The following is a 12,928-nucleotide window of genomic DNA, read 5'->3' on the forward strand; positions in this document are numbered from 1 at the left end:
TTATACGAGAAAAACAACGGTGCAAAATAGTTTCGGTTCAGTTTTTGTGTTGTATATTTTTCGAATGTAACTATGGATAATTATGCTGCATTCAATATGAGAAGAGGTGAGAGGTTGAAGAACAACGAAGGTTATACTATTTTTCAGCCAGTGGGAATAAAGATTGAATACACTCATGTGGACCTGTCGAAAAAACAAGTGACAGCGACTATTTCCTTTCAGCAGGAAGTAAAAATGACGGTGATTACAAATTTCATTACTGGCCGGATGCACAAAGAAGGTGATCTCACCGAAGTATTGGCAGCCTTGCCTGATAAAGACGAGGAATCCTACTTTGATGAAATTTACGCCTGGTCCAAAACTTTTATCGATAAAGGAATAAGTGATCCCCAAAAATACTTTGATCAATTTGAATAGCCATTTCTTTATTTTGTGAAAAGCTCATCTGCATGGGCTTTTTATTTTAGTTAAAATAGACTTTCTATTTAAAATTATTTGCTAATTATACTTGACATAATGTTAACTAAACATTACATTTAGAATACAATAGTTAACACAATATAATTGGAAGGAGAATAAAATGCTGCGGAATCGTGTCAAAGAGTTGAGAGCCAGGCATGGATTTTCTCAATCTGAATTAGCCAATTATGTGGGAGTGGCAAGACAAACCATTGGTTTTATTGAACGAGGAGAATTTTCACCATCCATTACACTGTCATTGCGGTTAGCGAAACACTTAGAAGTTCGAGTCGATCAACTATTTTGGCTGGAGGGGGAGGACCTAGATGAGGAAAAATGATTTTCGAGTCAAGTTGCCGTTATGGAATATTGCCTTATATACGATATTAATGTTTTGGGCATATAGCGTGGTATATTCATCTGACATGCTTTTTACTGGTTTTGAAGGTGTTTTTAATGAGGGCGGTGAATTCGCTTTAGACCCATTTGCACTTCTGTCATTCTTTGGAGGGCTTGTCTTAATAATAATTTTCTTCTTTGCTTACTTTATTAGATTGAATCGCCATAATAAAAATAATCCAACCAGCAAGATGTCTGCATTTACGATTTTTAAACTGGGAGAATTCATAGAGTTTGATGAATTATTCAGCCAAGTCACTCAAACCGCTACGAAAAAGATCTACGTTTTCTATTCGCAAATTTTACCTTTACTGGTTTTACTGATGTTCTTTCCATTCAATAGATATCTATTTATTATGGTGATCTTTCTTTTATTAATCATCCAAAACCTGATCTACTATCGTCATATCCGGAGTTATATTACCAACTAAATAAAAGAGATTTCTTTGAGTTAACATAGGGGGACATTGGAAGGGAGGAAGCCTTAAAAGCTTCTTCTCTTTTTTTATTGGACATAAATATTTTTCGTAAATTGAGCACTTACAGATTGAAATGGGTATAATGGGAACAAACGTTCTTATTGGAGGGGAATTATATGACAGAAAGAAACAGTGAAAGGGAAAACAATGGAAGAAGGCATACGCAGTGGGAAGGGCTTTTCGTATCGGAGCATGCATGGGATTCGAATGATGATTCCGTAAGCGATCCGCAGCCGATGCTGAGTGCCGATGAACAGCAGGCCATTTTGGATATGCTGATTGTGGCCTATGATCGTAAGACCACCGTTTTTATCCAGTCGTGGCAAGATCGTCACTTCCAATTTCATCGGTGTACAATCCAGGAACTGGACTGTAGTCAACGGGTGCTAACCTATGAGGATCCGTTTGGTAAATGGCGGTTGGCTATCGATTCCATTACATCGGTGCACATGTTGGACTGATTTTGCAGTACTGAAACCAGAGTAGTACATTATTTGTCATTTCTAATAGGGAAGCATACTAAATGTAGCCAACATTTGAGAAATTATCAGAAGATGCTTGAATAAAAAAGAGGGAGAGAAGATGCTGAAAAAACATGAATTATAATAAGAAGAAACGAAGACTGGATGCCTGCAATATGGCATCCAGTCTTTTTTATGTAGGGAGATTATGTTTAAAAAACACCTTTTTTCCATGGAATTATACGATAAATTTCGTGAACCAGGCAATGTAGCGTGCCCCGGGTAAAAAGAATAATTGGGCAAGAATCGTACCCAGTAATCGGGAAGCAATCATCATGACAGCGATGCTTTTCAGATTCAGGTAATTGCCGCGCCGATTGAGGACATCGTCGGCTAACACAGAGATTTTCGGATCGACAAAAACAATGAGCAGGATGGTAGCCAATCCATTGATCAGGCCAGAAGCCATGATTGCTGTAGCAGCTCTTTCTGGAACAATTATCGCTGCATATAGCGCAGAGAGGACACCTATTGTGTAAACAGCGGTAATGATCATATTAATAAAAAATAACTGGACCGGAATGTCTTTTAAACGGACGCCCTTTATGTAAGAGAGTTTTGGCAGATGAATGTGCCCGATTCCTCTTCTGATATAGCCAATATTCATCCCTTTTTTGACCAGCCCGGGTATAGATCCTCTTTCGGCTGAGAGATGAATGATTGCCCGCGAAAAGATAGAGATGAAAGTCGGCAGCAAAAGAATTCCTAAAATCGTTCCCATTGTAGAAGAACCGATGATGATCCGGTATTGTGCCTCGACAAATTCAAACGTATTGGTTTCCGGTGCAGAATCAATCAAACTCCCGGTAAAGGGCTGCTGCATCATATTTGCCAAACGGGAAACCATGACCATGACATTGAATAAAGAAAGAGCAGATGCCAGCAGGCGCACTCTTACTCCAGATAAGCGAACGGCATAAGCCAATGTTTCAATGGAGTGGATAATTAAAACGAATAGAGCAATCAGAATTAATTTCTCTGTGAAAAGTTCCAAAAGAAAACCTACTTTTGTTTTTATCCTTATATTACCATGGACTTTTAGACAAATATGAAAAATGAAAATATTGATTATTGTTTCTATATTTTATTTGTGTTTACATTTTCCAGAAATCACAAATCACTGTCATTATATTCTGAATAATAAGGTACAATGGTAAAAAAGAGGAAAAAGAAGGAAAAACGAAAATCGAACGGAGGCTGGTACGCTTGAAAAAAATAATTCCGTTTTTCATTATGGCAATCATTTTAAGCGGTTGTGTTGATGGTGACAGATACAATTTCTCTGGAAGCAGCGAAAATTGGGAGGCGCTTTATGTTGTGGATGTCTCGGGTGGGACTCATCAAGTTGAAGAAGGATCAGTAAGATATACGGGCGAAGGTGAAGTTCCGGATACGATAAATTACAAGGTTGATACCAAACCGGGCAGTTCTGAAGGCAATGGAGCAGGCGTGACTGATGGTGTTGTGAATATTGGGGGCGGGGCTTGCAGTGGTTGTGGTGTTGTTCAAGAAGATCAGGAAATTGAAATAGAGATTACGTGGAATGGCCAGACCGAAAATTTGGTATTAACAACAGATAAATGATATTGCCTCCAAATACAATCGATTATGAAATCAAGGGGAAATTCAGACCCTTGAAATTTACCGGGAAGATCAGGAAGTAGAGATAAGTATCAATTGGGAGGGGACTGCTCTGAAGAGGTTTCTGTATTATTTCATCTGGACAGTAGTGATTGGAATTATCGTTTATTTTGGGATGCAGCTGCAGGAACTGGCAATCGAAAAGTCCCGGATGACGTTTACTGTTTTTCCGCGTCAATTATTTTACGCACTGTTTCCTGTGATTATCGGCTTATTGATTCGGACGCCAAAATTTATTCTGCAACGGAAAAGCAACGGGCCTTTGAAGTTTGACTGGATTCTTTTCGCGGCTGTTGGACTGCCGACTTTATATGTTGTAGTGATGACGTTCCTGCCTTTTTCTCCATTAGGTGCAGGCTGGCTTCGTATACCTGAAATAATTTCCATTGGCGGAGCGACCGTTCCTGCCATCGCCGGATTGGTTTTTGGGTATGTGCTGCTGGATAGTTTCAAGATTAGGAACAATGCAGAATCGTAAGATGGCTCTTCGGGCATCTGATTAATAAAAACGAAGAGATTGAAACTGTAATTCAACGTGAGGGTTCAAAATGGGTGAACTTTTTGATGATCTCTATCTGCATGAGAAAGGAGGAGCGTTGGTATGTCGAGACTGGATAATTCCCGATGGAAACTTGGTTTGGCTGGCTTTACCGCGTTTGTTTTAGCTACTATTTTCTTCTTAATAACCGATCTTAATTCAGCAACAGCTGGAATACTCGGCTTTTTAACAGCCGCAATCGTATTGTTCGTCATAAATGTTGTTTATGTTCTTTACACAAACAAGAAATCAGGGAACACAAAAAAACAGATATAGACTAATTGCCAGACGTCTGCATATGAACATTCGTCTTGAATAAAAATACGATGGAGGTAACTATGTGGATACTATTTGGACTGATTGCTGTAATAGCAACTTTCATAAATATTTATATGTATGGGACGGGCAAAGATTATAAATTGGCGATGGCAATGGGATTATCATTTACAGCACTGACACTTGTTGCAGAATACAGTATGGTGTCCGAATGGGTAGAAGCCGAAGACTGGTCTGCTTTACTGGATGTAGTGCCTGCGATGGAAACAACAATATGGGGATGGACAATTATATTGATTTTATTAAATATAACTCCGATACTTTTGGAGTTAAAAAACAAAAAATAATTTCTTATTTTCACATTACTAATAAAACGTGCGCTATTGTATGAATCTTTATGTATTACTATGGTTTCTTAATAAAGGGGGCATAAACTTGAAGAAGATCTTTTTGATAGTTGGTTTATTGCTGGTATCTGCTTTTATATTGGGTGCATGCGGTAATGTGGAGAATATTCAACATGTTGAGGTGTTCGTTATTGAAACATTGGAGGAAAACGATGAAGGTATTTCCGAGATAACGGGTTACAAGAAAGTAAACGCTATTACCTATACCGAAACAAGTGAAAATCATGTGGAAACAGATATTAAAGCAATCGAGGACTTTTATGATACAGAAGGAAATTATATACGAACAGAAATCATTCATTCAACATTTGATAAATCTCACATTACCAAAGCCGAAGATGGAGAAGATCGTAAGGAAGAAATTCAGGAACCATCAACAATCCTGATTCCGGATGAAAGTATGGAACAATTTAAATTTTATGATATGACGAAGGAAGAGGAAGAAAAAGTAAAAGAACATGTACTGTCTTTTATGGATATACTATAAGCCATATTTGGCTAACGGGTGCTTTAGTGGAATTTAATCGGGGGTGTAGAAAAGTTGAAAAGAATCATAGTATGCTTAACCCTTATGTTTATGCTCGTTGCTTGCTCCAATAAGAACGAGGATAGCTCTGCAAACAGTGACAAAGCAGAAGAAGTAAATGCTTCAACACAGCTGTTGAAAGATAAAACGGCTCAAATCAATAAATTAGAAAAGCAAAATGAGGAATTGCAAACAGCAGTGGATAATCTTCAACTGGATTTTAACTACAAACAAGAAGAAGCTGTCTATTATAAAAAATGGATCGATGAGCTGATTAAAGATTATAATGACACTCAATTAAAAGATTTGGCAACAAAATTATGGGAGTATGACTTGGCAATTAACGGGCTCACTATTCCTGCAAACGGCATAATGGAACTGCAGGAAGACACAATTGAAATTTCTTTAGGGCAACGTCAATCGGCCTACCCTATTTTACCAAATGAAATTTTTATGCTCGGGCAAATAAGCGGAAATTATAGCGACCATTTGACAGTCAATTCAACCCCTTCTGAAACTTATGGCTCTGATGGCACAGTTGTTACTGCTGTACAGCATAAATTCACAGATGTAGAAAACGGTTCAACTATTTCGCTTACTGTATCCGAAGAATTAAAACAGCGATTAGGACTGGAAACTACTCAAATAACAATTAAGAAAAAATGAAATTTTAATGCCTTTTACTTTGAAATGATCAAAATGAAAATTAAGCATGAATCCAGTTAACCGGCACTATGGCTAATTAAGTGTAAAGGGGAGTGAAATTTTGGATGATTTGCTGGGTTACGCGGTTGCTGCATTGTTCGCTATTGGATTTTTCTATACTTTTATCAAGCAAGTGAAACAAACAGTCATTATACGAAATGAGAACAAAGTAAAAGATTATAAGAGATTATTGGTTGGAAACTATATAACGTCTATCGCCTTAGGTGGATTTTTGCTTTCGTATCTAGTCAATTTGTTTATTGGAATTCAGTTGATAGCGCCAAACATAATAGCAAGTGGAGATGCTGTTTTAAGCTGTTTTATCTTCCTTGTGGTTCTTGTTGTTGGCAGATTTGTGATCATTTCTGAAGAAAACAACCAGAAAAAAGAGCTGGTTTGAAAATTTATATCCAATAAAACTTAATGTGTTGTTAATTAAGGAATAGTTTTAAATATTCTTATCTGGAACTGTTTTTATATTCTAAAATGTAAATTTAATATCAAAGGGGCAAGGTAAATGTCGATTCGAAATTCTGCTAAGGCAATTATTATTGAGGACTCCAAGGTCATGCTAACAAAAAATATAGATGAAGAAGGCTACTTTTATCTTTTTCCAGGCGGGGGACAAGATCATGGAGAAGCCTTGTCGGATACTGTAAGAAGAGAGTGCATTGAAGAAGTTGGCAAAGAGGTGGAAGTGAAAGATCTTCTCCATATTCGGGAATATATAGGTAAAAATCATGAGTATGCCTACTTCGACAGTCATGTTCATCAAATCGAATATTATTTTGTGTGCCACGTCAGCAAGGAACAAACTATTTCTTCTGTTCCTTCCAATCCAGACTCCCATCAAGTAGGCATTGAATGGGTACCGGTTAAAGATTTGATGGACTACCGCATTTACCCAAAAGGGATTCGCAAATACATACAGGAGTATGAGAACAATAAAAGAAATATAGTTTATTTAGGGGATATTAATTGAGCCAGACTGTCATAAGGCGGGTGATTAAGTAATGGAACAAGTCAAAAAAGAGAAAAATGAAGTTTGGGAGTGGGGAAAAGCAATTTTCATCGCTGTTGCAGTGGCGGGCATTCTGCGCGTTTTTCTGTTTGCACCGATTGTAGTGGATGGGGAATCGATGATGCCGACACTTGAAAATGGCGATCGCATGCTGGTGAATAAAATCGGCTATTCCATCGGAAAGCCGGACCGATACGATATTGTGGTGTTTCATGCTCCGGATGACAAAGACTATATCAAACGGGTAATCGGAATTCCTGGTGATCATATAGCATACGAAGATGATCAGCTCTACATAAACGGAAAAGCTCAAGATGAACCTTATTTAACTTCCCTTAAGGAGCAGCAGAATGCTGGAAGCGGCAATCTAACTACCGATTTCACCCTTGAACAACTGACTGAACTGAAAGTGATTCCAGATGGTTACGTCTTTGTTTTGGGAGACAACCGTAAAAAAAGCACAGATAGCCGGATTATTGGTCTTGTACCGATACAAGATATAGTCGGTAACACCAAGTATGTCTTTTGGCCATTGAGTGATATGGGCTTCGTGGAATAATTTATATGAATCTGAAAGCTCACTTGTCAGGAAGTGTGAGTTGCTTTTAGAATCTTACTTCAACGATTGAACAGATGCGTATTTGCATATTGAATTCTATAGAAAGGAAGGAAGCGAAAGTCAGAGCTTCCTTCTTTTTTGTGAGTGAAATTATATTTTACGAAAGCTATAAGTATGAGATGAAATTTTAATAGTTGCATAATTACGTATTAAGTGTAAAATTACACTTAATACGTAATATGAAACTGACTGAGTGTACAAAGGAATAAGCATCTACACTAAACAAGAGACCATCATTAATTCAGAAAAGAGGGGCTGAAATGGAGAGAAAAGTTGGTTTATCATTTTTCTTAATCAGCATTACATTTGTTGTCTGTCTCGTCCTGAACTTCCCAGACTCATTAATGGGAAATCCGGCAACATTTAAAAATGCAGTTGTTACCATTTTGTATATTGCAATTTGGATTTTCGTCCTGTCATTGGCTTCACGGTATAGAAGTCGATTACTGCTGAAATATTATTCAGTGTTTTGGCTGATGACTCTCTTTTTTGCTGTTTTAACCGTTTTGGTCAATCTAGAAATCTTTAATGCCATCTGGGCAACACTATTTGTAGCATTGCTAATAACACAATGGTATGGCATCGAATTATTTGTGAACGATTTTCTAATCACGGCTATTATCATTTCATCAATATCGTTACTGTTCCTTTTTGCTTCTTTATTGTCCCTTAGGAAAGCCCGAAGTATATAAATGCGTTATTCCAGAATTTTTATTGAATCAACCACTTACAAAAAAAGAACTGAGGCGTTGAAATGAACCAGGAAGAACTGATCGACATTGTGTCGCAAAAAATAAGATTAATCCGTTTGGAGAAAGAATTATCGCAGGAAGAAATGTCGAAGATTCTGGGCATCTCCAAAAAAACATTGATTCAAATTGAAAAAGGGAGAGTGGCGGCAAGTTGGAACGTGGTGGTTACGTGTGTTGCGTTATTTGAGCAGAGTGAAATCCTGCGCAACGGACTGGGAGATGATGGCCTCGAAGTCGTGAGATTGGTTACTTTCAATAATATCGAGCAGCCTGTGATGAAAACGATGGGCGGGAAGATCTGGTGGAAAGAGGTTGAAAAGCGAGGAGAGTTTAAACTTCAGCAGAATGTCGTCAGTCAGCATTTTCGAATCATTGACGAGTCGAATTATCGCTGGTTCAGTTCCTTTGAGCAGGAAGAGGCAATGCTGCATCTGAAGTATCTGGAAAAGAAAGTGCAGAAATGATGCGATACTGTTTTGGTTTGTCTTTATCCAACGAATAAAAGAGGTGAGTGGATGAAAAAGTTTTACGGAGTTCTAATCGGCAGCTTTTTGCTGGCAACCATTTTCTCTGTGTTTGGACAGGGGATTGCCTATTTTCTAAACGAACACTTTATACCGATTTCGCCGGTTTATTACCTGACGGGATTAACCACTATGGGATTCCTGCTCTATTTACTGACCGCTGTTTTGATCTTCCGTTCGCACAGGAAACAGGACTCGGCATATAAATACTTGGAGCCCATCGGCGTGCTGCTGTTCATCACAGCATTCTGTGCTTCTGTTTGGTCACTTATCGTGACGGCTATGTGGTGGGGCTAGATTTTATTAAGCACTCTCCAGGAAAAGAGATTCACTGAATAATTCCCGAAACACCATCAAAATTTCACTTCTGATATTGTGAAAATTTAGGGCAAGAGCTATACTAATCAAAACAAATAGTTAAGCGTTGATGAGAAAAGTAGATTGACTGCATTTTTCCAAGAGAGCTTCGGCAGCTGAAAAGAAGCAAAAATGCGCAATTGAAAAATGGTCTCGGAGCTTCGGTTTGAACGTTCCTTTTGGAATCAGTAGAATGCGACAAGTGTTGGTACTTGTTATCAAAACCACAGTATAAAAGCAGCGGCTTTGTACTTGTTGAGGCTGTCAATGTGAATTGGCAGCGAATTAAAGTGGAACCACGGGTGAAACCTCGTCTTTATCGATTTCGGATAAAGGCGGGGTTTTTTATATTTTAAGGAGGAATGGAAAAGATGAGTGTATTTATTGGAGGGGCATGGCCCTATGCGAATGGCTCTTTGCATTTGGGGCATATTGCGGCATTATTGCCAGGGGATATACTGGCCAGGTATTACCGGCTGAAAGGGGAGAAGGTGCTGTATGTGTCCGGCAGCGACTGCAACGGGACGCCGATTTCCATCCGGGCGAATCAGGAAGGCAAGACCATCAAGGAAATTGCGGATCTTTACCATCAGGAGTTCGTGAATAACTTTTCGCGTATGGGCTTCACGTACGACCTTTACACGAGGACGGACGGCGCTTTTCACCATGAAACGGTCCAGCGCATATTTTTAACTTTAATGGAGAATGGCCATATCTATAAGAAAGAGATCGATCAGATGTATTGTGAACATGACCGGCAGTTTCTTCCGGACCGGTATGTGGAAGGGATCTGTCCCGTCTGTTCCCACCCTTCCCGCGGAGACCAGTGCGATAATTGTTCCACCATTCTGGACCCGCTGGATTTATTGGAACCGACATGCAAGATCTGCGGGAACCGTCCGGCCGTCAAGAAAACGGAGCATTTCTATTTCGAGCTGAGTGCTTTCCAGGAAGCGCTGCAGGCCTATGTCAATAAAGCAAAACAAAAGGATGCCTGGCGTGAAAATGCCATCCATTTATCTGAACGGTATCTGAAAGAAGGACTGCTGGACCGGGCGGTGTCACGGGATTTGCCGAATGGAGTCCCATTGCCGGTGAAAGGATACGAAGATAAGAAAGTGTACGTGTGGATTGAAGCGGTTTCGGGCTATTATTCGGCGAGCCGTGAGTGGGCAGAAGAAAATCAGCAGGATGACCGTGCGTTCTGGCAGGAAGATACGACCGCCTATTATGTGCACGGCAAAGACAATATTCCGTTTCACACCATCATCTGGCCGGCGATTTTAAAAGGAATCGGAGTTGCAGGCTTGCCGACTCACATCGTTTCCAATGAATACTTGACGCTCGAAAAGCGGAAGATATCGACGAGCAAAAACTGGGCGGTGTGGTTGCCGGATATTCTGGAGCGGTACGACCCGGATTCGATCCGTTATTTCCTGTCCATCAATGCGCCGGAAAATCGTGATACGGATTTTTCGTGGAGAGAATTCATCTACAGCCACAACGGTGAACTGTTGGGTGCATACGGCAACTTCATTAACCGGACGCTCAAGTTTATTGAGAAAAGCTATGCAGGAATCATTCCGAAGGCGGAAATTGATTCGGAAATTAAAAGCAGGATCGAAGCCCTTTATGCGGACGTTGGCCAGAAGATAGAAGAAGGCCATCTGAAACTGGCGATCGAAGAGATTTTCGCTTTCATTCGCTATGCCAATAAATATTTTGATGAAAAAGAACCATGGAAGGAATTAAAAGAAAATCGGGCTTCATGTGATCAGACCATCGCCAATTGCATGGTGATCATCACCAATGTCATCCAGTTATTGAATCCGTTCCTGCCGTTTTCAACGGAGAAAGTAAAAGGGATTTTAGAGATGGAGAAATTGGAATGGCATTATGTGACTTGTGAAACTGAAAAGATAGCGGACATCAAGCCGCTGTTTGAACGGTATGATGTGAAACGGATTGAGGAAGAGCTTGAGAAGTTGATCAGTGAATCTGAATAATTCGAAGTGAGAACTGGCCGCTTAAAAATAGGGGAGATGGGATTGTTCGACAAATTAAGATGAAACTTTCTTTAAAGGGTTTCGTATGAAAGGAAAAGGGGTGAAAATTTTTGAAAAAATATATTGTCTTTATTTTAAGCTTAATATTGCTGTACACAGGAGTTCAACTTTTATCGGGCTGGGTGCTGACAACTCTTTATGCTCCCGATATATCTGCAGTAAATACTCGTTCAGGCGAGGAATCCGTATTTGAACTATCCCCGACGATTCAGTTGCTGGGTGTTGTGTTGGTCGCGACACTGGCTTACTTTATTTCTCAAAGATCAATCGTGGTCATCAGTAATCGGGGGCCGAGGACATGAAGAAAATGGCTTTGACTATATTCGTTTTACTGGCTTTTGTTGTTAGTGGATGCAGCAATGACGATTTAAAAGTGTCAGAAGAACAGGCAAAGTCCATTGTAATTGAACATCATGCTGGAAACATCGGCAAGGTCGAAATACTCTCAATCGAATTAGAAAAGAATGACTATATAATCGAGTGGGAAAATGAAGGAAATTGTGAGCAGGGAACGGATTCTGTTGACGGAGAAAATGGGGAAGTCGAAATGATTGAGGCTACGATCTGCTGATAAAATTTTTTCTATGATAAAACCAAAAATCCGAAGACCGGCTGCTGTTCAATAGAGCCGGTCTTCGGGTTTCTACTATATAAAGATCTTTTATTCCATCATCCATTCACTTTCAACTTTACCAGGTAGGACAAAGCTTCGTGCAACGGAGCCTCCTCCGTATAGACGCCGCTTTCGTAGTCCATCGCCCCTCCAGGCTCACAGTGGACAATAGTCAAATCGAGATTGCGGATCAGCAGGGAGAAATCAGCCGGTGAATAACACCTCAAGGATTGTGTAGCCTGCTCTGCTGCATCTTCCTCGTTCCGCCACGTATCAAGCATACGGCACCCCATTGCGTCAAAACCGTATTTTCTCACGACATTCTCCGCTATACGCATTTCCCGTCCTGCAGCCTTCGCCCAAAACCAGGGCGTATACACATCGATCAGCGCAATGCCGCCTGGCTTCAGCCAGTCTTGTATCCGGTTCAGTAATTTCTGCTGGTCGGCATCCGAACCGATGCCAAACCCGTCCCAGTAGCAGACGATATCAAACACATCCGGTATTTCTGCAGTATAGAAATCGCCGCTTATGACGGTTAATCGTTCACTGACATTTTGCTCTTCAGCCAGCTGTCGGATGTAGCGCGCGGCCTCGTCCACCAGTTCGATTACTGTAACCTTGTAGCCTTGTTTAGCAGCGGCGACTGCAAAATAGCCTTTTCCTCCGCCGAGTTCAAGTATTTTCTTGCCGGGCTGATCGGCCAGACGCTCAAGCTTTTGCAGCAGCTCCTGCTGCATATTCAGCATCTCTTCATCATTCAAGTCCATCCATTTATATTGCTGATCGTAAAATTTTTCGACCCATTCCATGTAGAACAACTCCTTCAGGTTAGTTTATTCCTAATAAGAGCCTTCTGATTTCAAGTTTCTTATCCCCATTGGTTATGTCTCCTTATAAATTTTATCAGGAAGTAATTTCCTCGTAGGCTTCAATCAAATCCTGGTGTTTCAATGAATACAGCTCTTCAAAATTACTTAATGGATATTTTTCAGCATAGCTTTTTACCATTTCATAGGCAAAGG

At 40.0% G+C, this 12,928-nt stretch carries 21 protein-coding genes and 1 other annotated feature; of the genes, 19 read left to right on the forward strand and 2 right to left on the reverse strand.

Annotated features, from left to right (window positions below):
• Nucleotides 1-114 precede the first annotated feature (114 nt).
• From KW93_RS09325 to KW93_RS09340, 4 genes are all read left to right on the forward strand, one after another.
• Nucleotides 115-417, forward strand: a complete 303-nt coding sequence (locus tag KW93_RS09325; protein WP_033542737.1) for a hypothetical protein — start codon at nt 115-117, stop codon at nt 415-417.
• Between the two features lie 163 nt (nt 418-580).
• Nucleotides 581-799 carry a helix-turn-helix transcriptional regulator gene (locus tag KW93_RS09330; protein ID WP_033542738.1) on the forward strand — a complete coding sequence of 73 codons (219 nt, stop codon included), beginning with the start codon at nt 581-583 and terminating at the stop codon, nt 797-799.
• Nucleotides 786-1,289 carry a hypothetical protein gene (locus tag KW93_RS09335; protein WP_033542739.1) on the forward strand — a complete coding sequence of 168 codons (504 nt, stop codon included), beginning with the start codon at nt 786-788 and terminating at the stop codon, nt 1,287-1,289. Before KW93_RS09330 ends, KW93_RS09335 begins: the two co-directional genes overlap by 14 nt.
• Nucleotides 1,290-1,453: 164 nt before the next feature.
• Nucleotides 1,454-1,798 (forward strand): YolD-like family protein, encoded by a 345-nt coding sequence (locus KW93_RS09340; protein WP_033542740.1) that lies wholly within the window; start codon nt 1,454-1,456, stop codon nt 1,796-1,798.
• Nucleotides 1,799-2,036: 238 nt separating this feature from the next.
• On the opposite strand, the gene KW93_RS09345 is transcribed toward KW93_RS09340, so the two are convergent.
• On the reverse strand, nt 2,037-2,852 hold the full coding sequence (locus KW93_RS09345) for a lipid II flippase Amj family protein (protein WP_200883333.1): 816 nt from the start codon (nt 2,850-2,852) through the stop codon (nt 2,037-2,039).
• Between the two features lie 212 nt (nt 2,853-3,064).
• On the opposite strand from KW93_RS09345, the gene KW93_RS09350 reads away from it, so the two are divergent.
• The 15 genes from KW93_RS09350 (at nt 3,065) to KW93_RS09420 (ending at nt 11,861) form a co-directional block, all read left to right on the forward strand.
• The gene (locus KW93_RS09350; protein ID WP_033542741.1) at nt 3,065-3,442 is read left to right on the forward strand and encodes a hypothetical protein; all 378 of its coding nucleotides are present in this window, start codon (nt 3,065-3,067) and stop codon (nt 3,440-3,442) included.
• Between the two features lie 145 nt (nt 3,443-3,587).
• A complete protein-coding gene (locus KW93_RS09355) occupies nt 3,588-3,977 on the forward strand; it encodes a hypothetical protein (protein WP_235318395.1) in 390 nt (129 codons plus the stop codon).
• A 123-nt stretch (nt 3,978-4,100) separates the two neighbouring features.
• The gene (locus KW93_RS09360; RefSeq protein WP_033542743.1) at nt 4,101-4,313 is read left to right on the forward strand and encodes a hypothetical protein; all 213 of its coding nucleotides are present in this window, start codon (nt 4,101-4,103) and stop codon (nt 4,311-4,313) included.
• A 62-nt stretch (nt 4,314-4,375) separates the two neighbouring features.
• The gene (locus KW93_RS09365) at nt 4,376-4,660 is read left to right on the forward strand and encodes a hypothetical protein (RefSeq protein ID WP_033542744.1); all 285 of its coding nucleotides are present in this window, start codon (nt 4,376-4,378) and stop codon (nt 4,658-4,660) included.
• 88 nt (nt 4,661-4,748) lie between these two features.
• A complete protein-coding gene (locus tag KW93_RS09370; protein ID WP_033542745.1) occupies nt 4,749-5,207 on the forward strand; it encodes a hypothetical protein in 459 nt (152 codons plus the stop codon).
• Nucleotides 5,208-5,261: 54 nt separating this feature from the next.
• Entirely contained in the window at nt 5,262-5,912 is a 651-nt protein-coding gene (locus tag KW93_RS09375) for a hypothetical protein (protein ID WP_033542746.1), read from the forward strand.
• A 100-nt stretch (nt 5,913-6,012) separates the two neighbouring features.
• Nucleotides 6,013-6,351 (forward strand): hypothetical protein, encoded by a 339-nt coding sequence (locus KW93_RS09380; protein ID WP_033542747.1) that lies wholly within the window; start codon nt 6,013-6,015, stop codon nt 6,349-6,351.
• A 117-nt stretch (nt 6,352-6,468) separates the two neighbouring features.
• The gene (locus KW93_RS09385; protein ID WP_033542748.1) at nt 6,469-6,933 is read left to right on the forward strand and encodes an NUDIX domain-containing protein; all 465 of its coding nucleotides are present in this window, start codon (nt 6,469-6,471) and stop codon (nt 6,931-6,933) included.
• A 31-nt stretch (nt 6,934-6,964) separates the two neighbouring features.
• Entirely contained in the window at nt 6,965-7,531 is a 567-nt protein-coding gene (gene lepB, locus KW93_RS09390; protein ID WP_033542749.1) for a signal peptidase I, read from the forward strand.
• 320 nt (nt 7,532-7,851) lie between these two features.
• Nucleotides 7,852-8,283 carry a hypothetical protein gene (locus tag KW93_RS09395; protein ID WP_033542750.1) on the forward strand — a complete coding sequence of 144 codons (432 nt, stop codon included), beginning with the start codon at nt 7,852-7,854 and terminating at the stop codon, nt 8,281-8,283.
• Between the two features lie 62 nt (nt 8,284-8,345).
• Nucleotides 8,346-8,807 carry a helix-turn-helix transcriptional regulator gene (locus KW93_RS09400; RefSeq protein WP_033542751.1) on the forward strand — a complete coding sequence of 154 codons (462 nt, stop codon included), beginning with the start codon at nt 8,346-8,348 and terminating at the stop codon, nt 8,805-8,807.
• A gap of 51 nt (nt 8,808-8,858) precedes the next feature.
• Nucleotides 8,859-9,164: a hypothetical protein gene (locus KW93_RS09405; RefSeq protein ID WP_033542752.1), complete on the forward strand. Its 306-nt coding sequence runs from the start codon at nt 8,859-8,861 to the stop codon at nt 9,162-9,164.
• Between the two features lie 118 nt (nt 9,165-9,282).
• Nucleotides 9,283-9,545 (forward strand) — a binding site (T-box leader).
• A gap of 50 nt (nt 9,546-9,595) precedes the next feature.
• Nucleotides 9,596-11,230: a methionine--tRNA ligase gene (gene metG / locus KW93_RS09410; RefSeq protein ID WP_033542753.1), complete on the forward strand. Its 1,635-nt coding sequence runs from the start codon at nt 9,596-9,598 to the stop codon at nt 11,228-11,230.
• 110 nt (nt 11,231-11,340) lie between these two features.
• Nucleotides 11,341-11,592: a hypothetical protein gene (locus KW93_RS09415; RefSeq protein WP_052131548.1), complete on the forward strand. Its 252-nt coding sequence runs from the start codon at nt 11,341-11,343 to the stop codon at nt 11,590-11,592.
• On the forward strand, nt 11,589-11,861 hold the full coding sequence (locus KW93_RS09420) for a hypothetical protein (protein WP_033542754.1): 273 nt from the start codon (nt 11,589-11,591) through the stop codon (nt 11,859-11,861). The genes KW93_RS09415 and KW93_RS09420 overlap by 4 nt, the downstream gene beginning before the upstream one ends.
• Nucleotides 11,862-11,959: 98 nt before the next feature.
• Here the strand turns inward: KW93_RS09420 and KW93_RS09425 are convergent, their stop codons facing one another.
• Nucleotides 11,960-12,715 carry an SAM-dependent methyltransferase gene (locus tag KW93_RS09425; RefSeq protein ID WP_033542755.1) on the reverse strand — a complete coding sequence of 252 codons (756 nt, stop codon included), beginning with the start codon at nt 12,713-12,715 and terminating at the stop codon, nt 11,960-11,962.
• Nucleotides 12,716-12,928 lie beyond the last annotated feature (213 nt).

Source organism: Planococcus sp. CAU13, assembly GCF_000775575.1.
Taxonomy (GTDB): domain Bacteria; phylum Bacillota; class Bacilli; order Bacillales_A; family Planococcaceae; genus Planococcus.

Bases quoted from the DNA above. Each gene is read 5' to 3' on its own strand.
- KW93_RS09330 (WP_033542738.1), top strand. From the start codon at position 581: ATGCTGCGGAATCGTGTCAAAGAGTTGAGAGCCAGGCATGGATTTTCT.
- KW93_RS09335 (WP_033542739.1), top strand. From the start codon at position 786: ATGAGGAAAAATGATTTTCGAGTCAAGTTGCCGTTATGGAATATTGCC.
- KW93_RS09340 (WP_033542740.1), top strand. From the start codon at position 1,454: ATGACAGAAAGAAACAGTGAAAGGGAAAACAATGGAAGAAGGCATACG.
- KW93_RS09360 (WP_033542743.1), top strand. From the start codon at position 4,101: ATGTCGAGACTGGATAATTCCCGATGGAAACTTGGTTTGGCTGGCTTT.
- KW93_RS09365 (WP_033542744.1), top strand. From the start codon at position 4,376: ATGTGGATACTATTTGGACTGATTGCTGTAATAGCAACTTTCATAAAT.
- KW93_RS09385 (WP_033542748.1), top strand. From the start codon at position 6,469: ATGTCGATTCGAAATTCTGCTAAGGCAATTATTATTGAGGACTCCAAG.
- lepB (WP_033542749.1), top strand. From the start codon at position 6,965: ATGGAACAAGTCAAAAAAGAGAAAAATGAAGTTTGGGAGTGGGGAAAA.
- KW93_RS09395 (WP_033542750.1), top strand. From the start codon at position 7,852: ATGGAGAGAAAAGTTGGTTTATCATTTTTCTTAATCAGCATTACATTT.
- KW93_RS09400 (WP_033542751.1), top strand. From the start codon at position 8,346: ATGAACCAGGAAGAACTGATCGACATTGTGTCGCAAAAAATAAGATTA.
- KW93_RS09405 (WP_033542752.1), top strand. From the start codon at position 8,859: ATGAAAAAGTTTTACGGAGTTCTAATCGGCAGCTTTTTGCTGGCAACC.
- metG (WP_033542753.1), top strand. From the start codon at position 9,596: ATGAGTGTATTTATTGGAGGGGCATGGCCCTATGCGAATGGCTCTTTG.
- KW93_RS09420 (WP_033542754.1), top strand. From the start codon at position 11,589: ATGAAGAAAATGGCTTTGACTATATTCGTTTTACTGGCTTTTGTTGTT.
- KW93_RS09425 (WP_033542755.1), bottom strand. From the start codon at position 12,715: ATGGAATGGGTCGAAAAATTTTACGATCAGCAATATAAATGGATGGAC.